Annotated in this window: 21 protein-coding genes, 1 tRNA gene and 1 pseudogene; all 23 read right to left on the minus strand. The window is 40.3% G+C overall.

Annotated features, from left to right (window positions below):
- Positions 1 to 90: 90 nt before the first annotated feature.
- Positions 91 to 306 (minus strand): EF-hand domain-containing protein, encoded by a 216-nt coding sequence (locus J5X91_RS05450; protein WP_011327705.1) that lies wholly within the window; start codon positions 304 to 306, stop codon positions 91 to 93.
- 95 nt (positions 307 to 401) lie between these two features.
- Positions 402 to 614 (minus strand): calmodulin, encoded by a 213-nt coding sequence (locus J5X91_RS05455; protein ID WP_011327704.1) that lies wholly within the window; start codon positions 612 to 614, stop codon positions 402 to 404.
- Positions 615 to 763: 149 nt separating this feature from the next.
- On the minus strand, positions 764 to 976 hold the full coding sequence (locus J5X91_RS05460; RefSeq protein WP_011327703.1) for an EF-hand domain-containing protein: 213 nt from the start codon (positions 974 to 976) through the stop codon (positions 764 to 766).
- A gap of 554 nt (positions 977 to 1,530) precedes the next feature.
- A complete protein-coding gene (locus tag J5X91_RS05465; protein ID WP_011327702.1) occupies positions 1,531 to 1,746 on the minus strand; it encodes a TIGR02450 family Trp-rich protein in 216 nt (71 codons plus the stop codon).
- A 72-nt stretch (positions 1,747 to 1,818) separates the two neighbouring features.
- Positions 1,819 to 2,172 (minus strand): cupredoxin domain-containing protein, encoded by a 354-nt coding sequence (locus J5X91_RS05470; protein ID WP_011327701.1) that lies wholly within the window; start codon positions 2,170 to 2,172, stop codon positions 1,819 to 1,821.
- Positions 2,173 to 2,202: 30 nt separating this feature from the next.
- On the minus strand, positions 2,203 to 4,449 hold the full coding sequence (locus J5X91_RS05475) for a heavy metal translocating P-type ATPase (RefSeq protein WP_086998339.1): 2,247 nt from the start codon (positions 4,447 to 4,449) through the stop codon (positions 2,203 to 2,205).
- Positions 4,449 to 4,883 carry a MerR family transcriptional regulator gene (locus J5X91_RS05480; RefSeq protein WP_086998381.1) on the minus strand — a complete coding sequence of 145 codons (435 nt, stop codon included), beginning with the start codon at positions 4,881 to 4,883 and terminating at the stop codon, positions 4,449 to 4,451. The genes J5X91_RS05475 and J5X91_RS05480 overlap by 1 nt, the downstream gene beginning before the upstream one ends.
- A 184-nt stretch (positions 4,884 to 5,067) precedes the next feature.
- Positions 5,068 to 5,397, minus strand: a complete 330-nt coding sequence (locus tag J5X91_RS05485) for a Na+/H+ antiporter subunit G (protein WP_011327698.1) — start codon at positions 5,395 to 5,397, stop codon at positions 5,068 to 5,070.
- A 9-nt stretch (positions 5,398 to 5,406) separates the two neighbouring features.
- Positions 5,407 to 5,676, minus strand: a complete 270-nt coding sequence (locus J5X91_RS05490; RefSeq protein ID WP_011327697.1) for a K+/H+ antiporter subunit F — start codon at positions 5,674 to 5,676, stop codon at positions 5,407 to 5,409.
- Positions 5,670 to 6,206, minus strand: coding sequence for a Na+/H+ antiporter subunit E (locus J5X91_RS05495; protein ID WP_208834206.1), 537 nt, complete (start codon positions 6,204 to 6,206; stop codon positions 5,670 to 5,672). The genes J5X91_RS05490 and J5X91_RS05495 overlap by 7 nt, the downstream gene beginning before the upstream one ends.
- Positions 6,206 to 7,723: a monovalent cation/H+ antiporter subunit D gene (locus J5X91_RS05500; RefSeq protein WP_208834207.1), complete on the minus strand. Its 1,518-nt coding sequence runs from the start codon at positions 7,721 to 7,723 to the stop codon at positions 6,206 to 6,208. The genes J5X91_RS05495 and J5X91_RS05500 overlap by 1 nt, the downstream gene beginning before the upstream one ends.
- On the minus strand, positions 7,720 to 8,067 hold the full coding sequence (locus J5X91_RS05505) for a Na+/H+ antiporter subunit C (RefSeq protein WP_011327694.1): 348 nt from the start codon (positions 8,065 to 8,067) through the stop codon (positions 7,720 to 7,722). Before J5X91_RS05505 ends, J5X91_RS05500 begins: the two co-directional genes overlap by 4 nt.
- Positions 8,067 to 10,859, minus strand: a complete 2,793-nt coding sequence (locus tag J5X91_RS05510) for a monovalent cation/H+ antiporter subunit A (protein ID WP_208834208.1) — start codon at positions 10,857 to 10,859, stop codon at positions 8,067 to 8,069. The genes J5X91_RS05505 and J5X91_RS05510 overlap by 1 nt, the downstream gene beginning before the upstream one ends.
- 256 nt (positions 10,860 to 11,115) lie before the next feature.
- Complete coding sequence (locus J5X91_RS05515; RefSeq protein WP_244363772.1) at positions 11,116 to 12,288, minus strand: hypothetical protein; 1,173 nt, start codon at positions 12,286 to 12,288, stop codon at positions 11,116 to 11,118.
- Positions 12,275 to 13,153 (minus strand): lipoprotein NlpI, encoded by an 879-nt coding sequence (gene nlpI, locus J5X91_RS05520; protein ID WP_011327691.1) that lies wholly within the window; start codon positions 13,151 to 13,153, stop codon positions 12,275 to 12,277. Before nlpI ends, J5X91_RS05515 begins: the two co-directional genes overlap by 14 nt.
- Positions 13,154 to 13,407: 254 nt before the next feature.
- Positions 13,408 to 15,534: a polyribonucleotide nucleotidyltransferase gene (gene pnp, locus J5X91_RS05525; protein WP_011327690.1), complete on the minus strand. Its 2,127-nt coding sequence runs from the start codon at positions 15,532 to 15,534 to the stop codon at positions 13,408 to 13,410.
- Between the two features lie 350 nt (positions 15,535 to 15,884).
- Positions 15,885 to 16,154, minus strand: coding sequence for a 30S ribosomal protein S15 (gene rpsO / locus J5X91_RS05530; protein ID WP_011327689.1), 270 nt, complete (start codon positions 16,152 to 16,154; stop codon positions 15,885 to 15,887).
- 154 nt (positions 16,155 to 16,308) lie between these two features.
- Positions 16,309 to 17,268, minus strand: a complete 960-nt coding sequence (gene truB / locus J5X91_RS05535) for a tRNA pseudouridine(55) synthase TruB (protein WP_011327688.1) — start codon at positions 17,266 to 17,268, stop codon at positions 16,309 to 16,311.
- Positions 17,269 to 17,359: 91 nt separating this feature from the next.
- A pseudogene (rbfA, locus tag J5X91_RS05540) lies at positions 17,360 to 17,752 on the minus strand (30S ribosome-binding factor RbfA); the annotation flags it as partial.
- 109 nt (positions 17,753 to 17,861) lie between these two features.
- On the minus strand, positions 17,862 to 20,522 hold the full coding sequence (gene infB, locus J5X91_RS05545; RefSeq protein WP_011327686.1) for a translation initiation factor IF-2: 2,661 nt from the start codon (positions 20,520 to 20,522) through the stop codon (positions 17,862 to 17,864).
- 25 nt (positions 20,523 to 20,547) lie between these two features.
- Positions 20,548 to 22,047 (minus strand): transcription termination factor NusA, encoded by a 1,500-nt coding sequence (gene nusA / locus J5X91_RS05550; protein ID WP_011327685.1) that lies wholly within the window; start codon positions 22,045 to 22,047, stop codon positions 20,548 to 20,550.
- Between the two features lie 38 nt (positions 22,048 to 22,085).
- Entirely contained in the window at positions 22,086 to 22,541 is a 456-nt protein-coding gene (gene rimP / locus J5X91_RS05555) for a ribosome maturation factor RimP (RefSeq protein ID WP_041454374.1), read from the minus strand.
- 279 nt (positions 22,542 to 22,820) lie between these two features.
- Positions 22,821 to 22,897, minus strand: a tRNA-Met gene (locus J5X91_RS05560).
- Between the last annotated feature and the right edge of the window lie 114 nt (positions 22,898 to 23,011).

A 23,011-nucleotide genomic window follows, 5' to 3' on the forward strand; every position in this document is an offset into this window, starting at 1 on the left:
TGCAAGCCTAGCCCTTGAGTTATTATTCAAAAATCAGCTGCCTGATATATTCATTTCAGATGAGGCTGAATAGTTACGAAATGGGTAGCATTATTGAACTGCTGCAAACTCTTCTTTAGAAAGTTCACCATTACCATCTGCATCTAATTCATCAAATATTTGTGCAAGCTGCGGGTTTGCCTGCGCTTCTGTTTGGCTAATAACGCCGTCGCCATCTGTATCAAATGAGTCGAAGTCTACTGCTGCAAATGCCGCTGAAGATGATGCTAGTGCGATTAGTGCTAATGTCTTATGTAATGTTTTCATTGTGTTATCCTTAAGCTTAAAGCCTGTTTAATAAAAAATAATAAAGTGAAAATCCTTTTCAAAAATCCATATTCTGTAAATTAATGTGCTGAAAATTAATACTCAGCAAATTCTTCTTTAGAAAGCTCACCGTTGCCATCAACGTCAAGCTCTGCAAATTGCTCCATTAACTCAGCAGCAACCGACGCTTCGGCTTGGCTAATTGTGCCACTGCTATCTACATCAAGTGTTTCAAAGTCGGTGCCTGCAAATACTGCAGATGAAGACGCTAATGCCATTAAAACCAGTGTTGATTGTAACTTTTTCATAATTTAATCCTTCAAGTCTATGTAATATAAATGTATTAACTTTCCCGTGAACACTTGAATTTCCTTATTATTCTTTATCAAAGGCTCCCTTGCCTATTTAGGTTGTCTTTGGCAACTCAGAATATTAATTGTGTTGTAGGGCTTGAGGCTTATGCCTTAGAAAATTCTTCTTTAGATAACTCACCATTTTGGTCAGTATCAAGCTCAGTAAATTTACTCATAAGCTCTGCATCTACCGACGCTTCTGCTTGGCTAATTGCACCATTACCATCTACATCGAGTGTGTCAAAATCTGTTGCTGCAAAAGCCGCTGATGAAGAAGCTAAAGCCATTAGTACCAGTGTTGATTTAAATGTTTTCATAATGTAATTCCTTCATTGGGTTATGATTTAAGCTGTTTAACTTTAATCTTGTTTTGCTCAATACAGCTTAGGTATTACAACTTCGGTGCCATGTTTTTAAATCACAATAAAAACAGTTACTTATACTTATTTAAGCCGTTTGAGGGTGTTTTATAATGATTTTTTGTTGCTTTTTAGCAACAGCTGTTTGATGTTAAATAATTAAAGCTTAAAAATCATAAGGTTAACTTTAATAAAAAAGACACAACACAGCGCAAATAAGCCACTACTGGCTGCTTTAAGTTGATTTTGTAATAAACCCACCATGAACAATTTACTTTTTATAAATTATTAAATAAAAAACAAACAATAAGGCATTGAAATTTAATAGCTTTTTATAGTTGATTTTATTAATTCAGCATTTATGAAGTGTTTTAAAGTAAATGATACTTTTTGTCGCCATTTGGCGAATGCAGTGCACATTAGGATGTGATTAACAGTGAATTGAAACAAAAAACCGCTACATAATCTTAATGCAGCGGCTTTATTATTTTTACGAGAAGTGGAATTAGTTGTTATTTCCAGCCTTGTAACCAATTTTGTGCGTTTTTTAAATCTCGCCAACTAATTGGGTATTGGCTTTTTGAAATTATTGCCTCAGTAACGCACGCAATCACGTTGCTATCCTCATCGTACTCAACCTCTATAATAATAAAGTGTTTTTCTTTATTGATTGCAGGTACTGCAGTCCACTTACTATTAAGTAGCTTTTTAGGGTTTAGTTTATTCATAAAATTGCAAAGTCCAACCAAGCTGTAAATATGATAAGCCAATACGCGCTAACAATACGTTTAGCTCAACTATTACTGCACTATTAGCTTACCTTTATACATTTGCATTTGGCAGTGAAAGTCGTACTCACCTACTTTAAGCTCGGGTATTTTTAAGGTATTAGCATCGCCCATTACGAGGGTTTTACTTATATCAAGCTGTGGAAATATGACTGTTTCGCTACATGGTGCACTATCTTGGCGATCGAAGTTAAGTGTTAACTCTTTACCTGCAACAACTTTAATTTGCGCCGGCTGGTATATACCGTTATCAACCACTATAACTACCTTATTGTCGTTACTTTGCACTTGCTTTGGCTTAAAAAGCCAAAACCAGTACACAATCGCAATTATGAGTAATGCGCCTAATATATTAATCATCAACATAATTATTACTCCTAAATTAAAGGCTTTGGCTTATGATTTTGCTGGTTTAAAAAAGCGTAATCTATTGGCGTTACTAACAACCGTTAGCGATGATAGTGCCATAGCAGCCCCTGCTACTACTGGGTTAAGCAATAATCCAAAAAATGGATATAACAACCCAGCAGCAATTGGAATACCCGCCACATTATAAATAAAGGCACCAAATAGATTTTGCTTAATATTTAAAATGGTCGCGCTACTTACTGCAATTGCATCTGCAAGGCCGTGTAACGATCCGCGCATTAGGGTTATGTCGCCACTTTCTATGGCTATATCAGTGCCTGTGCCAATCGCAAAGCCAACATCGGCTTGTGCTAGTGCCGGTGCATCGTTAATGCCATCGCCCGTCATACCCACTATTTCGCCCTTTGCTTGGCGTTTTATAACTTCATTTACTTTGTCGTCAGGGAGTACTTCTGCAATAAAGTCCTTTATTCCTACTTTTTTAGCAACTGCTTGCGCTGTTGCTTGGTTATCACCTGTGAGCATGACTAAGTGAATGCCTTTATTTTGCAACCGCTTAATTGCTGCAGCTGAGTCTGCTTTAATAGGATCTGCTACAGCAATAATAGCCTGTAGCTGTTGATTAACTGCAAAATACATTGGGGTTTTTGCTTCACTTGCCAATGTTTGTGCCTGCTCGTACGCATCGTCAATTGCAACATGGTATTTATCCATTAAGGCCTTATTACCAAACAACAGCGTTTGTCCATCAAGTGTCCCTATTACTCCTTTACCGGTAAGTGCATCAAAGTCAGTTACTTTACTCAGCGTTAAGTTTAGCGCTTTAGCATAACTTATTATGGCCTCGGCTAATGGATGCTCTGAACTACTCTCTAGGCTAGCAACGTGCTGCATTACTGTGTTTTCATCGCTGTTATTAAAGGTAATAACATCGGTTACCGTTGGCGATCCTTGGGTAATGGTGCCAGTTTTATCTAAAATCATGGTGGTAATTTTAGAAGTTACTTGTAGTGCCTCACCGTTGCGGATCAGTATTCCCGACTCAGCAGCTTTACCTATGCCCACCATTACCGACATTGGCGTTGCTAAACCAAGCGCACACGGACAAGCAATAATAAGCACTGTAGTGACAGCAACTACCGCATAAGCAATTGCTGGCTCAGGGCCAAAGTTTAACCAGGCAAGCCCAGCAAGTATTGCTATTATCATTACCGTGGGAACAAAAATACCCGAAATAACATCTGCTAAACGACCAATTGACGGCTTTGAGTTTTGTGCCCGCTTTACCATATTAATAATATTGGCGAGTGTTGTTTCGCTGCCTATATGGGTCGCTTTGAATAATAATGTTCCGGTTTTATTAATACTACCAGCAACTACCGTATCGCCTATTTGTTTAGTAACCGGCATAGGTTCACCCGTTAGCATTGATTCGTCAACACTACTACTGCCTTCAAGCACTTCGCCATCTACTGATATTTTTTCGCCCGGGCGCACTCGTACCTGATCACTTTTTACTACGTCGCTAATATCAATATCGCGCTCTTGCCCGTCGCGAATAACACGTGCTGTTTTTGGTTGCAGCCCTATTAAACGCTTTATAGCCTCAGAGGTGCGCCCGCGTGCTTTTACTTCTAATGCTAGGCCTAAGCTTATTAAACCAATGATCATTGCTGAGGCTTCAAAGTACACATGCCTTGCCACCTCTGGTAGTAGGTTAGGGGTAATAACGACTACCATAGAATATAACCAAGCAGTACCGGTTCCCAGCGCTATAAGCGTATCCATATTGGCGGCATGGTTTTTAAATGCTTGCCATGCGCCATTGTAAAATTGCTTACCGGCTACGGCCATCACTGCCAACGTGGCTAAACCCACAATAAACCAAGCTATACGTTGAGTCGTGGTTATTACGTTCATATCGAAAATAAGCCCATAAAGCATTAATGGTGCACCTACGCCTAACGCTAATATCATATTGCGCATTAATTTTTTATAATGCGCGTCATCGGCTTTGGCTTTTTCATCGAGCGCATCTTGCTCTGAGTCATTACTCATGGGCTTTGCTTTATAGCCAATGTTTTCTACCGCTGCAATAAGCGCCGCTTCATCCGCTTGCCCTTCCACTTGTACGGTGCGTTGTGCAAAGTTCATTTCTACTCGCTGTGCACCCGATACTGTTTTTAGCGCTTTTTCTATTTTTGCTACGCAGCTGCCACAATTAGCCCCTTCAATAATAAAGTTTTGTGAGCTGCTGTTAATATTATTACTCATTACGCCTCCAGGTTATTTTTTTCAGTGCTAATGGGGTCAACAAATGACTCTATTAAACTACATATATCAGCGCTAGTTGCGCCATCGGGAGAACTTTGCCACTGCTTAACTGCCGCTTGCATTCGTGTGCGCAGCTTAAGTGTTTCTTGAAAAAGAGCTTCGGTTTCGGCTAAGCGTTTAACTATTAGTTTTCGTGTTAATGGGCATGGGCAGTTTCCTTGCTCCGACTCAGTAATAATGTGCTGAATATCTTTAACAGAAAAGCCCAACTGACGAGCATTGATTATAAACTTTAAACGCTGTTGATCAGTTTTTGTATATTCTTGATAACCGTTACTTACACTACGGACTGGTTTGAGCAACTGCATTCGCGTGTAATGGCGAATAGTGTCGGGTGTAACGCTCATTTTATTGGCAAGTTGTTTAACGTACATAGCTCCTCCGTGATAATTCATAGTTTAAAGCTAAATTCATACCTGTAGTGTAAACCTATGTGTCACACATAGGTCAACTTAAATACTTTAAAAACAACAAAGCCGAATAAATTAACTTTATCCGGCTTTATTGTAGTTAAATATATCTAGGGTAGTTACACGCTAAATGCATTTATAAATAATATTAATCTTCAATATTATCAAGCCCTTTGGTGCCATCTTTTGGTTTGAGCTTATGATGAATGGCTGCTTTAATTAACATATACCCACTAATCGGTGCGGTAATTAATAAAAATATAGTAATAAGTACTTCTTTAACACTCACGCCATGTTCGGTATTTGCAAAGTACACCATAGCGGCAGTTAAAATGTTCGCCATACCTAGGGTAGTTGCTTTAGTTGGGCCATGTAAGCGCATAAAAAAATCAGGCAGTTTAACTAAGCCTATTGAGCCAATTAAAATAAACACGCCACCTAGTAATAATAATATTGATACTATCCATTCACTGATCATTGCTATACCTTATTCGATTATATCGCCGCGAAGTAAATACTTACATAATGCTACTGTGCTTATAAAGCCAAGCATTGCAATTAATAAAGCCGCTTCAAAGTACAACCCCGTGCTCATACTTATACTGTATAAAATAATCAGCGCAATCACGTTTATATACATAGTATCGAGCGCTAAAATACGATCGGGAACCGATGGACCAATTACCAAACGCCATAAATTTAATAGTAGCGCTAATCCAATCATGCTAAATACAATTAATAATACGGTTTCTAACATTGAAATATCTCCTTTAAGGGAGCCTCATAACGCTCTTTTATTTGTTTAATAAGTGCTTGCTCGTCTTTAAGATCAAGTACATGAATAAGCAAATAACGCTGTTTTGGTTGCTCACCTTTATTAAGTGATTCTAAAATAGGATATACCTCAGCGCTCACAGTGCCAGGTGTGAGTGACACGCAGCTTGCCAAAATAGTAATCGGCATTTCATGGGTTAAATCTACGGGTACTTTAACAAATGCTGGGCGCATGTTTTTACTTGGCCCAAGTATTAATACAGCCACTTGTAAGTTAGCCACTATTATATCGTACAGTACAATAAAAACCTGTTTAAAGGCTAATCCGGGCCTTAAAATTAATGGCTGAGGATCGCGAAACGATATAGTAAATAACGGAATAACAATCGCAAATATAGCCGCTAATACCAAGTGCCCTGCAGACATACTATTATTTAATAACAGCCATACTATAAACAAAAATACACTACGAAATGGCGTAGGTAACAATCTAAAACGTGCTTTTAGTCGCATTAAACACCTCCTTTAAGCACGGCATTAATACCACCACTTATGTCGTGTAATTGGGTTGCGGCCTTTATGGTGTACTCACTAATAACACCACCAAAAACAACTAGCATTACTGAGCAAATAAGTAACCCCACAATAGCAATTACTTGCAATGGATGCGCGTTTGGTGCGTCATTTGGCTCACTACCTGTGTACTTACCTTCCCAAAACAAACTAGTTCCGGCGCGTGCTAGTGCAATAATTAACACTAAACTAGTAATTAAGTAAGCAGGCCAAAATACAAGTGCATTTTCACTATTGAGTGTTGTTTTTAAAATCCAAATTTTGCCTACAAAGCCTGAAAATGGCGGCATGCCTATTACAGTTAATGCTGCAATAATAAATAACGTACCTAATAAAAACGGCTGTTTTACCACTCTACCTGCTACCAATCTGTCGCCAACTTTACCGCGTTGAATAGAAATTATATCGGCGAGTAAAAATAAAGCAGCACATACCAAAGTTGAGTGTACTAAATAATATAGCAAGGCCGCCGTAGCGTTTATGTTTTGTAACGACACTAAAGCCACCAAAGTACCCACCGACACCAGTACTAAATTGGCAGTGATCTTACGTAAATCCTGAGCGGCTAATACCCCTATGGCCCCTACAGCTATCGTTGCAATTGCTAAGCCCCATAACCAAGTTTGCGCCATGTGTTCAAGTTCGCCAGCTTGCTCACCAAACATAACGGTATAAACGCGTAGCATGGCGTACACACCAACTTTGGTCATAATCGCAAATAGCGCAGCAACAACTGGGGCGGCACTTGAATAGGTATTTGGTAACCATAAATGTAGTGGCAACAACGCACTTTTTAAAGCAAATACTACTAATAACAATAGTCCACCGGCTTTAGCTAAATAAACATCGTCGCCAGTAAGTAAAGATATTTTTTGCGCCATATCGGCAATATTTAGCGTGCCTAGTACACCGTATAAAATACCTAAACCAATTAAAAACGCACTCGAACCTACTAAGTTTAAAATAACATAGTGCAATGCAGCTTTAGTTTTTTGCTTGCCACCACCGTGCATAAGCAAGGCATAAGAGGCAATAAGCAGCACTTCAAAAAATACAAATACGTTAAATAAATCGCCAGTTAAAAATGCACCATTTACACCTAAAATTAAAAAGTGAATTAGTGGATGAAAAAAACTGCCGTGTTCATCATCGCCTGCACATCCGTACAGCACAACCATTACGCCTAAAAATGAAGTAAGTGTTACCAACAAGCTAGAGAGCATATCTGCAACAAGTACAATACCAAATGGTGCTGACCAGTTACCTATTGCGTATACGTTAATACCTTCGTTGTGTACGGTTATCAGTAATAAAACACTCACTACAAATGTAATAATTGCCATTACGCCTGAAGCCAAACGACGGGCAAATAAGTTTTTACCACACGGTGGTAATAGTAAAATAATAGCTGCTAGCATAGGCAGCAATACAGGAAGCGATGTTAAATGCTGAATCATTTTTTCACCTTGTACTTACTTTTAACAAGGTGACCATCAACATGGTCATTACCTAAATCTGCACGGCCACGTATTGCTAATATAACCACAAAGGCGGTCATTGCAAAACCAATTACAATGGCTGTTAACACTAAAGCTTGCGGCAGTGGATCGGCGTAATCTGCACCTGTACCTAATACAACAGCTTTATTTGTGGTTAGTCGACCCGATGAAAATAAAAACAAGTTAACTGCGTAAGAAATCATAGTTAGACCAAGCACAACCGGAAAAGTACGTGCTCTTAGCAGTAAAAATACACCGCAACTAATTAATACACCCACGCATGACGCGTATAATAACTCCATTAAACATCACCTTCTTTTTGCTCTGCACTTGTGGTCATATCACCTAAGCTTGCTAATATCATCAATGTGGCACCCACTACGGTTAAGTACACACCAAGGTCAAATACAATGGCACTTGCTAACTCTGTTTTACCAATAAATAGAATGTCAAAATAGTCAAACCACGTGGTTAAAAATGGCTTATCAAAAAACCAGCTACCCACACCCGTGAACATAGCAATAGCGATACCCGAGGCAATAATTTTTCGGTAATTAACATCAAAGCGCTCACTGATCCAAGTAGAGCCATGTGCCATATACTGCAAAATAAAGGCAATAGAAGTAACAAGCCCGGCAATGAAGCCGCCGCCCGGTAAATTATGACCACGTAAGAAAATATAAGCCGACACTAACAGTGCAAGCGGGAGTAAGCTTTGCGAAATACTGGCTAATAAAATAGGGTGGCGCTCGCGTGCCCATGAACGGCCATCACTGTCGGTTGCAGGCATAAACAATGGAATTCGCGATAAAAGCTTAAAAATCCCTAGTGCTGCAATACCTAATACGGTAATTTCGCCAAGCGTATCAAAGCCCCTAAAATCAACTAAAATAACGTTAACTACATTGGTACCGCCACCACCGGTTTTGGCATTGGCAATAAAAAAGTCAGAAATAGAATCAAGCGGACGAGTAAGCAAAGCGTAACAAATACTGGCTATAACAACGCCCACTGTCGAGGCAATACTTAAATCACGTAATATACGCAATGAGCTTGATTCTCTTGGGGTGCTTTGCGGTAAGAAAAACAATGCCAACATAAGTAGTATTATTGTTGCCACTTCTACCGTTAATTGCGTTAAGGCTAAGTCTGGTGCCGAAAAGCGGGTAAATACCACAGCTACCATAAGTCCTACAATAGATACCATTAACAAAGCGACCATACGCGATCTATGGCTTATCACTGTGGCAATCGCACCTACAATTAACAAGCTAGCACCTATGCCGTTGTGCAAATCAACCGGTGTATTTGGCACACTTCCCGCTAATTTTTGCATTTCGAATAACGGCCAACCTGCAGCTAATAAAATAACGCCCAGCATAATAAATACATAGCGTTGCAGTGAGCCATTTTCTGTTTTGTTTATTTTATCTTGGCTCCAATCAATTACGCATTGTACTAAATGATCAAACATTTTTTTAGCGTTTAGCGGCGGTAAAGACGCTTGAAATTGAAACAGGTGTTTACGGTTAACATAAATAAACAAGCCGCCAGCAACTGCCATGGCACTCATTAATAACGGTAAATTAAAGCCATGCCAAATGCTCAGCTGATACTCTGGCATTGCTTTGCCCAGCACTGCTAATGAGGCTGCCGATAAAATACCATCAACTACAAAGTGCGGAAACATGCCAACAAGTAAACACAATACCACTAATATTTCGATGGGTACGCGCATATAACGAGGCGGCTCGTGTGGCGTACGCGGTAAATCTATTGGGTCGCCATTAAAAAACACATCGTGGATAAAGCGCGCCGAATAAGCCACGGCAAATGCCCCCGCAATGGTTGCTAAAACCGGGATTAACCACGACATAGAGCCAAGTACTTGCTGATGCAGTGTTTCGGCAAAAAACATTTCTTTTGAAATAAAGCCATTAAGCAAAGGGACACCCGCCATTGCTGCAGCGGCAACCATAGCAAGCGTTGCTGTGTAGGGCATAAAGCGCCACATACCATTGAGTTTACGCATATCGCGCGTACCTGTTTCATGGTCAATAATACCAGTGGCCATAAACAGTGACGCTTTAAAGGTGGCGTGATTAATAATATGAAAAATAGCGGCAACAGTAGCAAGTTCGGTATCTAGGCCAAGCAATAGCGTAATTAAACCTAAATGACTTATCGTTGAATACGCTAATAAACCTTTTAAATCATGCTTAAATAAAGCCACGTATGCGCCAAATAACAAAGTAATTAAACCTGTTAAGGCAACTAATATAAACCACATTTCGGTGCCCGCTAAGGCCGGATAAAAACGCGCTAACAAAAAGATACCCGCTTTAACCATGGTCGCCGAATGTAAATAGGCGCTCACGGGTGTTGGCGCTGCCATGGCATGAGGTAGCCAAAAATGAAACGGAAATTGTGCCGATTTAGTAAATGCACCTAATAACACTAAAACCAGTGCAAGCTCATATAGATCGTGCGATTGAATAATTGCTCTGCTGGCTAAAATTATATCTAGGTTATAACTGCCAACAATGTCGCCAATTATCAGTAACCCACCAAGCAGCGCTAAACCACCGGCTCCGGTAACTGTAAGCGCCATACGTGCGCCCTTGCGCGCCTCTGACTTATGCCACCAATAACTAATTAATAAAAACGAACTTATACTGGTTAATTCCCAAAACACCCATAGCTGAATAACATTATTAGACATAACAATGCCAAGCATTGCGGTCATAAATAACATTAAGTAGCTATATAGCTTTGCCATTGAGTCGTTATTACTTAAATAATAACGAGAATATAAAATAACCAATAAGCCTATGCCCAAAATCATAAATATAAACAGTAAACTTAGACCGTCTAAGCGCAGGGAGAAATCGAGCCCTAAACTTGGGATCCAAGCAGCACTAAAGCGAATAGTTTCACCGGCAAGTACCGCAGGCGCATGATATAGAGTTATGCAAAGTGCGATTAATGGTGCAAGCATAGTTAAGCTTGTCGCTTGGTTTCGCGTTAGTTTGCCTGTAAATGCAGAAATAACACTGCCAATTAAGGATAGCAGGGGTATCCAGAGCAAAGTCATAGTAAAGGACCTTTTAAAATCATAAATTTATCAATACGCTATTCGTTATAGTTAATGACCAAAGTGACTTGGGCATTAGCTTTTGTGGTCTGCTTTTTTAACAGCATTAATACGTATAGTTATACTGATAAACGCCGTTTTTGTCTATAGAAAGCGCCTCTAGCTGCATAATTATCAAGCAAATTTATATATAAATTAATGCAACAATATCAACTATGTTCGCTTTTCATACGCCTTAGAGTAAAGACTTTAAAATTTAGCGTGGCGTTATTGAGCGTTCCATGAAGGAGTTAAAACGAGGAAACACTGTAAAATGGGTATTTATGTGTGCTTGCCACAACGCTCTGTATTGCGCCGAGAGAGCCAACTGCTGATATTGCATAATAGACCAAGCTTCACTGGGCTTATAAGCCACGGCCCCTTGCTGGCAGCTCTGGCTTTTATACCAACCTACTGGTGGGGTAGCTTCGCTATTTGCTAAAAACAAATTAGGTGCCACAAAACCACTTTGTGCACACAGCCAAGCTTGCTTCGTTTTTGGTAGCGCGTATTCATCCTCAAAACCATTAAAGTGCATTAATTCATGTAAAAACACTTGGTAACCTGCTTTTGAATTTAATTGCATAATGCCACTGCGCACATTTGCACTTCCCTGCTTGGGCATCATTACTATAAAGTCAAAATCAGTAGGAAGCTGTTTTTTTAGCCTAGCGGTTTGCCAATCGCACTGCGCCATTTTATTTGCTGCACTACTACAATTAATAGCACCGCCAACATAAATCGGTTGCGATAAACAAAAAACCCCAGCACTGGGCTCAAGGCGCTTATTGTATTGCTTTATAAGTTTAGCGAGCTTATATAACCCGCTACGGTGATCGCTCATCATTAACACGTTAAACAAACATTGTTCATCCGCTTTAACCTCTGAACTCAATGATAAAAAACCAAGGCGCTGCATAAACGCTGTGGGCAGGCTGCTATAAGGCTGAGTTGTTTGCAGTTTAAGATGATTTAATGCATCTCCCTCAGGCAATAACCCCTGCTTTGCCAATAATTTAAGATCGCCCCATTGAGATTGAGCTAATAACTCCATCGCTAATGCTTGGCGTTTTGACTCACTCATAGTATGGGTGTTTTTTTGCCAAAATAACTTTGCAGTATCGGTATGGTTATTTTTTAATAATTTAAGTGAATATCTATATTGCGCGGCAGGTATTTTATTTCGCGCTAATGAAGCGAGCGCAATATCAGGGAGTTGCTGTAAATGCAGAGAAAAATAATCAGGAAATAGCCAATAACTTTGTATTATATTGGCCTTGGCATTTAAAACCTGCCAAAAGCCAATACTGTTAGCATGATTACTCGAGCCACTAATTAATAGGCTACACAGTAATACTACCGCTAGTTTATAACGCTTAGCTTTCGTCAACACCTGTCATCAGCTCAAGTTCTAATCGCGCATATTTATATTCAATAAACTCATGCACGTTGGTAGCCAGTGCCAGCTTAAAATAATCAGCGGCTAAATTAATATTACCTGCTGCTTGATGCGATTTTGCCAAATAAAAGTAAGCCTCGCATAATCGCTGTGCGTATTCTTGCTCTGATTTAACCCCATCACTAATAACAGATAAAAAATCATGTTCGCTAATATCGCCCAGGTAAAGCGCAATTAACTGATACGCCCATTGCGATTCATCAAGTGCTTTAGCATTGGTTTTAAGCACACTAAGTGCTTTAACTTTATCATCCTGTGCTTGCGCTAAAAAAAGCCATAACACACGGTAAGGATCGTTTGGAGAGCGCGCTAAAAACTCATTAAAATCGTTTTGTGCAAGCTCTGCTCTGTCGCCATAGTACAGTGCAATACCACGATTTAAATACGCATATTCATGTTCTTCGTTAAGCTCAAGGGCTGAATCAAAAAGTTCATAGGCTTTTTCATACTGCTGCATTAAGGTATGTTGAATACCTAAAAAATTATACACCTCGGCTAAATCTGGTTTTAATTTAACAGCACGATTAAAGTCAATTCGCGACAACGTGGTCATGCCTAAACTGTCAAATAATACACCCCGATCATAATAAAGTTTTGCTTGTTGCTCAGGGCTTAGATCTACTCTATTTAGTAGCTCTGAATAACGTGCAATTGCAATTTCACTTCTAAAATCAGAGGCGAGAGGCGCAGTAAAAGGCACATTAACAATCGGCATTGACTCAGCTTTTGAAGTGCTTTGGCACGCGCTTAAAGACAAAATAGTAAAAGATGCCAAGGCTAAATGTTTGAGTGTCATTAAAATCCTTAATACCAAGGTAAGTAGCAAATAAATAAGACATGCGATGTCTAGTAAGGTTCATATTAACTGCGTTTAGCTAATAAATTATTTAACGCTTTAAAATAATGATATCCATTCAACTTAAGCGCTTAAAATAATTAACTTTAAATTCAATTGCTATAAGCAGTTAGTTTCATTAAAGCATAAAAAAAGGGGCTAAACAGCCCCTTTTTATGTTATCCAGTAAATATAACCGGATTAAGTATTAGCAATTATGCGTCAGTTGGCGCATCAGCTGCAGGTGCTGCAGATTCCATTGCTTCTTTAATACTTAGACGTACACGGCCTTGGCGGTCTACTTCTAGTACTTTAACTTTAACTTCTTGACCTTCAGAAAGGTGATCAGTCACGTTATTAACACGCTCAGTACTAATTTGCGAAATATGTACTAGACCATCTTTACCAGGAAGAATATTTACAAACGCACCAAAATCAACAATACGTACAACTTTACCTTCGTAGATAGTACCTACTTCAAGCTCAGCAGTTAATTGCTCAATGCGGCTAATTGCATTTGCTGCGCTTTCGCCGTCAGTTGCTGCAATTTTGATTGTGCCATCATCACCAATTTCAATCGTTGTGCCTGTTTCTTCAGTAAGTTGACGAATTGTTGCGCCACCTTTACCAATAACTTCAGCGATTTTCTTCTGTGGGATCTTCATAGTATAAATACGTGGAGCAAACTGAGAAAGCTCTTCAGACGGTGCAGAAATTGCTTTGTCCATCACTTCTAAGATATGTAAACGTGCAGCTTTTGCTTGTTTAAGCGCAATTTGCATGATTTCTTGAGTGATACCTTCAATCTTAATGTCCATTTGTAGTGCTGTAATACCGCCAGCAGTACCCGCAACTTTAAAGTCCATGTCGCCTAAGTGATCTTCATCACCTAAGATGTCAGAAAGTACAACAAACTTATCGTCTTCTTTAACTAGACCCATTGCGATACCCGCAACAGACGCTTTAATTGGTACACCAGCATTCATAAGTGCAAGTGAAGTACCACACACAGAAGCCATTGAAGATGAACCGTTTGATTCAGTGATTTCAGATACTACACGGATTGAATATGGGAATTCAGTCAATGTTGGCATTACTGCTGCAATACCACGCTTAGCAAGGTTACCATGGCCGATTTCACGACGCTTAGGAGAACCAACAAAACCAGTTTCGCCTACACAAAATGGAGGGAAGTTGTAGTTAAGCATAAAGTGGTTTTTGTGCGTGCCAGTTAAATCGTCGATTAACTGTGAATCACGCTCTGTACCAAGTGTAGCTGTTACAAGTGCTTGAGTTTCGCCACGAGTAAAGATAGCAGAACCGTGAGTACGCGGTAATACGCCAGTCATTACGTCAAGTGCACGAATCATATCTGGTTCACGACCATCGATACGCTTTTCGCCAGCAGCGATACGGCCACGAACGATTTTCTTCTCAAGTGAACCGAAGATTTTACCAATTTCTTGCTTATCTAAAGACTCGCCTTCAGCAAGTTCGCTTGTTAATACAGCAACAACTTCATCTTTAGCTACGCCAAGTGCTTCTTTACGCGCTACTTTATCTGTAATGCGGTAAGCTTCGCCCACTTTATCAGCAGCAATAGACGCTACTTTTTCTTCAAGTGATACGTTTTTAGCTGGTGCAGTCCAATCCCAAGTAGGCTTGCCTGCTTCTGCTTTAAATTCTTTAATTGCTGTAATGATCGCTTGAGCTTGCTCATGGCCATAAACAACCGCACCTAGCATAATGTCTTCTGCAAGTACGTCTGCTTCTGACTCAACCATTAATACTGCGTTATCAGTACCAGCAACAACTAAGTCTAGCTTGCTTTCTTCTAGCTCTTTTAGTGTTGGGTTTAGTACGTATTCGCCGTCGATGTAACCAACGCGAGTAGCACCAATTGGACCACTGAACGGAATACCAGAGATAGCAAGTGCAGCTGAAGTACCAATTAACGCAACCATATCAGGTTGAATTTCAGGGTTAACAGAAACAACAGTAGCAATAACTTGTACTTCGTTTACAAAACCACTTGGGAAAAGTGGACGAATTGGACGGTCAATAAGACGTGCAATAAGTGTTTCGCCATCGTTAGGACGACCTTCGCGCTTTAAGAAACCACCAGGGATACGACCAGCAGCGTACATACGCTCTTGGTAGTTAACTGTTAGTGGGAAAAAGTCTTGGCCAGGTTGCGCTTCACGTTTACCAACAACAGTAACAAGTACTGAAGTGTCGCCAATGCTTGCAAGTACAGCGCCGTCTGCTTGACGAGCGATTGCACCAGTTTCTAGTGTCACTGTGTGTTGACCTAGTTGAAATTCTTTAATAATTGCTTGCACTTAAAATATTCCTTAAATGTTTTAAAATGTTTTTAAGTTGTCATCTAAGTACCAATTACAGTACATAATTGTATTTATTTTAAAATCAATTAAGTACTACAATTGGCGATGACGTAAATAAACGTAACTAAACCTTTTTAGCTACGCGCATAGTATATACCAAAGCGCCGTTAGAATGCGAGTCTAGCTATTAGATAAAAGCTAAGCCTTATGAAGGCTAAAAATGACGACCTTTGCTTACCTATTAAATAGAGGTTTTATTTTATAATTTAAGGTGTTTATAAAACGTCGTGCTGAATTTTAGGCACAAAAAAAGGAGCTAAAAAGCTCCTTTTTTGATAATCAAGTGCTTAGCGACGTAGGCCAAGTTCTTTGATTAACGCAGTATAACGCGTGATGTCTTTACCTTTAAGGTAATCAAGCAATTTACGACGTTGGCTAACTTTGCGAAGCAGACCACGACGTGAATGGAAGTCATGCTTGTGATCAGCAAAGTGACCTTGAAGCTTGTTGATATCAAAAGTAAGTAATGCTACTTGTACTTCAGGTGAACCAGTGTCGCCTTCAGCACGTGCGAATTTAGCAATGATATCGATTTTTTCTTGATTGCTTAGTGACATAATAACTCCAAAAATTAAATTTAAAAGGTGCTTTAGCCGATCACTAATTCAGCCAAAACGATTAAGCGGGCGTATTCTACCAATTGTACAAATAACTACAAGTTAATTATCCCATCAATATAAATAAGCTGCTGAAAATATTTAAAGCAACTATTTATTCGGGTTTTACATAATCATCTTGTTGGCTGGCCAAGCCACGTTTAACTTTTAAATGGCCGCTGGCATTACGCTCGCCTGTGCCAATAAAAATACCGTCAGCTACAACCTTAATTGCGCCTTCAGGCAAATCTATATCAAGGTCTATTGCTTGGCCGTGACTAAAAATACTGCCCTGCTCTTTACTTATCTCAACAACCGGTAAATCAACTAAAGCTGTATCGAGTGGCAATAACAACGCGTCTAAATAAGTAGAAGGTGCAACTTCTTCGTCTTTAGCTTTTGCTAATAACGCTTCAATTTCATCTAGCGACACCATTTTTTCTGCAGGATATTGACCAACCGCAGTGCGGTGCAGCATAACAACGTGTGCGCCACAACCTAGCTTTTCACCTAAGTCGTCAACAATAGTACGAATGTAGGTGCCTTTAGATACATGCGCCGTCATTTGTATTACGTTATTCACTTCATCAAATTCGTCAAACGTTAAGCTAAACACGTTTATTTTTCTGCATTTACGTGGTACTTCAATACCCTCGCGTGCATACTTATATAAAGGCCTACCTTGATACTTAAGCGCCGAGTACATTGACGGGTACTGATCTGACTCACCAACAAAAGCGGCAATTTCTTTAATCAGTTGTTCACGCGTTACATTTACATCTTTAGTGCTAACAATTTCACCATCAGAATCTGATGTCGTTGTTCTCTCGCCTAATTTAGCGCGTACCACATAGGTTTTGTCTGTATCGAGTAAAAACTGTGTAAACTTGGTTGCCTCACCAAAGCAAATAGGCAGCATACCGGTTGCCAATGGATCTAGCGCACCTGTGTGCCCCGCCTTTTGTGCAAAGTACACACCTTTTGTTTGCTGTAGTGCTTTATTTGATGAAATGCCAATTGGTTTGTTTAACAACAAAATACCGTCAACTGGACGGCCTTTACTGCGCTTTGCCATCTGTATTAGTGCCTTCTTCGCTATCTGTATCAATATCTACGTGCTTAGTCTCATCTTCGCTGTTAGTTACGTCATCTTCATGATCAGTGCTGTCTTCAACATCTGTTTCATCTGCAACATGTTTAGCGTTGTCTTCGCGAATAATGGAATCAACTAAGTTAGATATACGCATACCTTCCATTAGTGAGTTATCAACTAAAAACTTTAACTCAGGCATAATACGTGCACGAATACGCTTACCTAGTAACGAGCGGATATAACCGGTCGCTTCGTTAAGTACGTTTGCACTTTGCTTCGCTGCATTATCATCTTGCGTATTAAATACCGTAATGAATATTTTCGCATAAGATAAATCGCGCGATACTTCTACCGCTGACACTGTCACCATACCTAAGCGTGGATCTTTTATTTCGCGTTGTAAAATTACCGCAATTTCTTTTTGAATTTGCTGAGCAACACGATCTGTACGAGAAAATTCTCTCATTGCATTTGTCCTAAAATCATAACCTATTGGAATATAATAATAAGTTAATTAAATAATGGATACACAAATGGGGGCTAAGCCCCCATTTATTAGTCTAGCTAGCTAACAATTAAAGAGTACGTTGTATTTCAACTGTTTCAAATACTTCAATTTGGTCGCCAACACGAACGTCATTGTAGTTCTTAACGCCGATACCACATTCCATGCCGTTACGAACATCAGCAACATCGTCTTTAAAGCGACGAAGTGACTCAAGTTCACCTTCGTAGATAACCACGTTATCACGAAGTACACGAATTGGAGCGCTACGTTTAATAACACCTTCAGTAACCATACAACCAGCAATTGCGCCAATTTTTGGAGACTTAAACACGTCACGAACCTGAGCAAGACCAATAATCTCTTGCTTAAATTCTGGTGCCAACATACCCGACATTGCTTGTTTAACTTCGTCAATCAAGCTGTAGATTACGCTGTAGTAACGCAAGTCTAAGTTTTCAGACTCAATTACTTTACGAGCAGAAGCATCAGCACGAACGTTAAAGCCAACCACAATTGCGTTAGACGCTGCTGCAAGTGTTGCATCAGTTTCGGTAATACCACCAACACCTGAACCTACTATCTTCACTTTCACTTCATCAGTAGAGAGTTTAGTTAGTGAATCAGAGATTGCTTCGATTGAACCTTGAACGTCAGCTTTAAGTACCACGTTAACTTCAGACACATCGCCTTCAGTCATATGACTAAACATGTTTTCAAGCTTAGCTTTTTGTTGACGCGCTAGTTTAACATCACGGAATTTACCTTGACGATATAAAGCAACTTCACGCGCTTTACGCTCATCTTTAACTACAGTTGCTTCGTCGCCTGCAGCCGGAATACCAGAAAGACCTAAAATTTCTACAGGAATAGAAGGACCCGCAGACTTAATGTCTTTACCGTTTTCATCGCGCATTGCACGAATACGACCATACTCAAGACCACATAATACAATGTCACCTTGGTTAAGCGTACCCGATTGAACAAGTATCGATGCAACTGGACCACGGCCTTTATCTAAGCGTGATTCAATAACAACACCTGCAGCCATACCAACAGTTGGAGCCGTAAGTTCTAGTAGTTCAGATTGGTTTAATACCGCTTCTAAAAGCTCATCAATACCTAAACCTGTTTTTGCAGAGATATGAACGTACTGCGTATCGCCGCCCCATTCTTCAGGAATAACGTCAAGCTGAGCTAGCTCGTTCTTAACGCGATCTGGGTCTACGCCTTCTTTATCCATTTTGTTTACAGCAATGATTAAAGGAACGCCAGCAGCACGTGCATGCTGTACCGCTTCTTTAGTTTGTGGCATAACACCATCATCAGCTGCAACCACTAAGATTACGATATCAGTCGCTTGAGCACCACGAGCACGCATTGAAGTAAATGCGGCGTGACCCGGAGTATCTAAGAAAGTGATCATGTTGCCATTAACATCAACATGGTATGCACCAATGTGCTGTGTAATACCACCGGCTTCGCCTGAGGCTACTTTAGCTGAACGAATGTAATCAAGTGTAGATGTTTTACCATGGTCAACGTGACCCATAACAGTTACAACTGGTGCACGTGGCTCAGACTTACCATCTTCATGGCGATCGTTTAGTACTTTTTGCTCTAATTCGTTTTCTTTAACAATGATAACTTTGTGGCCCATTTCTTCTGCAACAAGTTGTGCAGCTTCTTGGTCAATCACTTGGTTAATAGTAACCATGTCGCCCATTTTCATCATTGTTTTTACAACTTCAGCGCCTTTAACAGCCATGCGTGACGCAAGCTCTGCAACTGTAATTGTTTCGCTAATACGCACTTCATTTTTAACATCAGCAGTTGGTTTTGTAAAACCATGCTGTAGCGATGTAGGTGCTTTTAACTTGCCTTTATTACGGCCTTTAGACGCTGCAAATTTATCTTTTGCTGGCGCTTTTTTCTTTTTCTTCGCACGGCGTGTGCCTTGCTCATCACGAGCATCAGCAACATCTTCTGCTTCACGTGCGTAAGTAGAAGTTGTAAGGTGGTGATCAGATGTTTCTTCACGCTTCTTACGCTCTTCTTCTTCTTTCTTCCAGCGTGCTGAGTTCTCTTCAGCTAGCTTTCTTGCTTCTTCTGCTTGACGTTTCGCTTCTTCTTCAGCTTTCTTCAATGCGGCCTCTTCTGCTTCTTTTTGCAGACGCTCAGCTTCGATGCGATCTTTCTCAGACTTAGCACTTTGCTCTGGGGTCATCTGCTTTTGTTTCGCTTTACGCTCTGCATCAGCTTTGCGTTTAGCTTCTTCTTTAGCTTTACGATCAGCGTCTTCTTTCGCTTTACGTTCTGCCTCTTGTTTCGCTTTCAATTCTGCGGCTTCTTGTGCAGCTTTTTGCTGCTCTTCAAGGCGCAGTTTTTCTTCAGCGGCTAGGCGTAGCTCTTCTTGCTCTTGCTCCATTGCGCTTTTCTTCACGTAGGTACGTGTTTTGCGAACTTCAACTTGAACAGACTTTGCTTTGCCCGTTGAACCAGTCACACTTAATGTGCTTTTGCTCTTACGTTGCAATGTCATACGCGCTGGGCCATCTGAACCTGTGCCGCCATGCTGCTTGCTTAAGTGATCAAGTAACGTCGCTTTTTCAGCTTCGGTTACGCTTTCGCCTGCTTGCTTGGTAATACCGGCTTGTGAAAACTGCTGTAGCAATTTATCAACAGTTGTACCTATATCACCGGCTAGTTTTTCAACATTTACTTCTGCCATAGTCTCTAATACCTCCGTTAATAAATTACTCGTCTGCAAACCAACAAATGTTACGTGCAGCCATAATCAGTTCACCTGCTTTTTCAGGTGATAGTTCTGTAATATCCACTAATTCATCAATACCTTGCTCAGCTAAGTCTTCAAGTGTAATTACACCCTTGCTTGCCATAACAAATGCTAAATGACGTTCTAAGCCTTCAAGCGCAAGTAAGTCTTCAGCTGGCTCTGCGCCATCTAAGCTTTCTTCCGTTTTAAGTGCTTTAGTGGTTAATGCGTCTTTTGCACGTGAGCGCAATAGATCAACCGTTTCTTCATCTAAGCCATCAATTTCTAAAAATTCAGATGCCGGTACATACGCAACTTCTTCAAGTGACGAGAAACCTTCGTTAATTAATAATGAAGCAAATTCATCATCAATTTCTAAATTTTCAGTAAATAAGTTAAGTAACTTATCTGACTCAGCTTCGTTTTTGCTACGCATGTCTTCAACAGTCATTACGTTTAGTTCCCAGCCAGTTAATTGGCTAGCTAAACGAACGTTTTGACCATTACGACCAATAGCTTGTGCTAGGTTATCAGCTTCTACAGCGATATCCATTGAGTGCGTATCTTCATCCATTACGATTGAAGCTACTTCTGCAGGTGCCATTGCGTTAATAACAAATTGTGCTGGGTTATCATCGTAAAGTACGATATCAACACGCTCACCGCCAAGTTCTGACGATACAGCTTGAACACGTGCGCCACGCATACCTACACAAGCACCAATTGGGTCAATACGTTTGTCGTTAGACTTAACCGCAATTTTAGCGCGCGAACCTGGATCACGTGCAGCGGCACGTAATTCAATCATTTCTTCGCCGATTTCTGGCACCTCAATGCGGAACAATTCCATTAGCATTTCAGGCTTAGAACGCGTTACAAATAATTGTGCGCCACGTGCTTCTGGCTTAACTTCGTATAGAAGACCGCGAATACGATCGCCTGGGCGGAAGTTTTCACGCGGTAGCATGTCGTCACGGTAAATTACCGCTTCAGCATTATTACCTAAATCAAGAACGATCGCGTCACGAGTGGCTTTTTTAACCACACCCGTTACTAACTCACCTTCTTTACTTTTGTATTCTTCTACAACTAAAGCACGCTCAGCTTCACGTACTTTTTGTACGATAACTTGCTTAGCCATTTGGGTTGTAATACGGTCAAATTTAATTGAGTCAATTTGCTCTTCAACGAAGTCACCCATTTGCAAGTCAGGTTCTTCAACTTGCGCTGCTTCTAGGGTAATTTCGCTGTATGGGTTCTCTAAAGACCCATCTTCTAATACTGCAGCAATCTGCCAGCGACGGTAAGTATCGTAGTCACCTGTTTTACGGTCAATTGCTACACGTACGTCGATGTCACCACCGTGCTTTTTCTTTGTTGCTGTTGCTAGAGCGAACTCTAAAGCTTCAAAAATCTTTTCTTTTGGAACCGCTTTCTCATTGGAGACGGCTTCAGCAACCAATAATATCTCTTTTGCCATGGGTTATGCCTCGCTTGCCCTATTCCTTTGCGCTCGAATTAAAACTTTGCAATTATGTTCGCACGCTCAATGTTGCTAAGCATAATTAAATGCTCTGTACCATCACTAGATAGTGTAATCATATCGCTAGTAACTGCTATTAAATCGCCTTTAAAATTACGACGACCGTCTTGTGGAAGTTTAGTACGTAATTGTACTTCCTCTCCTTGCGCCTGCTCGTAGTGATCTTGTTTGAATAATAGACGATCAACACCAGGAGACGATACTTCCAAATCATATTCATTTGTAATTGGGTCTTCGACATCTAAAATCGCACTTATTTGGCGACTCGCATCTGCACAATTATCAACTGAGATCCCAGCCTCATGAGTAATATAAACTCTTAAGGTAGAATGGCGACCCGCTTGTACAAACTCAAGACCATGTAATTCAAAACCTAACATTTCTACCGCTGGCGTTAACATAGCTACTAAATCTTGTTCAAGTTTTGTCACGAAAATCCTCCATACAAACAAAAAAAGGGCTTATAGCCCTAAAATATTGAGTTTAAATTTTGATTTGATCACCATGTCACAAATCAAACAGTGCAGATACAACAACGCCCCGAACCAAGCGGGGCGTCACACCAAAAAGCACAAAACTGTGTGGCCTAGGGCCAAGCTTGGTTGCGAGTCAAAAATCTGACTAAATTAAACTACAGTAGCTTAAACGCAAAACGCGCATTACTTAGAATGCGCGATATAAATTAGTAAGATTAAACCCACTATTATGATTGGTTGCGGGAGCCGGATTTGAACCGACGACCTTCGGGTTATGAGCCCGACGAGCTACCAGACTGCTCCATCCCGCGCCAATAGATACTAAACTTAATAATTTAATATCGCTGTTAGTAATATCTTTCAACATACTAAACAATGGCGGGTATTATAAGTATGTACGCCGTAATTAGCAACCATAATAAGTA

The sequence above is a fragment of the Pseudoalteromonas sp. K222D genome (genome assembly GCF_017653575.1).
GTDB lineage: Bacteria > Pseudomonadota > Gammaproteobacteria > Enterobacterales > Alteromonadaceae > Pseudoalteromonas > Pseudoalteromonas nigrifaciens.

Bases quoted from the DNA above. Each gene is read 5' to 3' on its own strand.
- J5X91_RS05505 (WP_011327694.1), bottom strand. From the start codon at position 8,067: ATGGAGTTATTATACGCGTCATGCGTGGGTGTATTAATTAGTTGCGGT.
- J5X91_RS05495 (WP_208834206.1), bottom strand. From the start codon at position 6,206: ATGCGACTAAAAGCACGTTTTAGATTGTTACCTACGCCATTTCGTAGT.
- J5X91_RS05455 (WP_011327704.1), bottom strand. From the start codon at position 614: ATGAAAAAGTTACAATCAACACTGGTTTTAATGGCATTAGCGTCTTCA.
- J5X91_RS05500 (WP_208834207.1), bottom strand. From the start codon at position 7,723: ATGATTCAGCATTTAACATCGCTTCCTGTATTGCTGCCTATGCTAGCA.
- J5X91_RS05480 (WP_086998381.1), bottom strand. From the start codon at position 4,883: ATGTACGTTAAACAACTTGCCAATAAAATGAGCGTTACACCCGACACT.
- nusA (WP_011327685.1), bottom strand. From the start codon at position 22,047: ATGGCAAAAGAGATATTATTGGTTGCTGAAGCCGTCTCCAATGAGAAA.
- rpsO (WP_011327689.1), bottom strand. From the start codon at position 16,154: ATGTCACTAAGCAATCAAGAAAAAATCGATATCATTGCTAAATTCGCA.
- J5X91_RS05470 (WP_011327701.1), bottom strand. From the start codon at position 2,172: ATGTTGATGATTAATATATTAGGCGCATTACTCATAATTGCGATTGTG.
- J5X91_RS05465 (WP_011327702.1), bottom strand. From the start codon at position 1,746: ATGAATAAACTAAACCCTAAAAAGCTACTTAATAGTAAGTGGACTGCA.
- J5X91_RS05510 (WP_208834208.1), bottom strand. From the start codon at position 10,859: ATGACTTTGCTCTGGATACCCCTGCTATCCTTAATTGGCAGTGTTATT.
- J5X91_RS05450 (WP_011327705.1), bottom strand. From the start codon at position 306: ATGAAAACATTACATAAGACATTAGCACTAATCGCACTAGCATCATCT.
- J5X91_RS05485 (WP_011327698.1), bottom strand. From the start codon at position 5,397: ATGATCAGTGAATGGATAGTATCAATATTATTATTACTAGGTGGCGTG.
- J5X91_RS05475 (WP_086998339.1), bottom strand. From the start codon at position 4,449: ATGAGTAATAATATTAACAGCAGCTCACAAAACTTTATTATTGAAGGG.
- nlpI (WP_011327691.1), bottom strand. From the start codon at position 13,153: ATGACACTCAAACATTTAGCCTTGGCATCTTTTACTATTTTGTCTTTA.
- infB (WP_011327686.1), bottom strand. From the start codon at position 20,522: ATGGCAGAAGTAAATGTTGAAAAACTAGCCGGTGATATAGGTACAACT.
- truB (WP_011327688.1), bottom strand. From the start codon at position 17,268: ATGGCAAAGCGCAGTAAAGGCCGTCCAGTTGACGGTATTTTGTTGTTA.
- J5X91_RS05490 (WP_011327697.1), bottom strand. From the start codon at position 5,676: ATGTTAGAAACCGTATTATTAATTGTATTTAGCATGATTGGATTAGCG.
- J5X91_RS05460 (WP_011327703.1), bottom strand. From the start codon at position 976: ATGAAAACATTTAAATCAACACTGGTACTAATGGCTTTAGCTTCTTCA.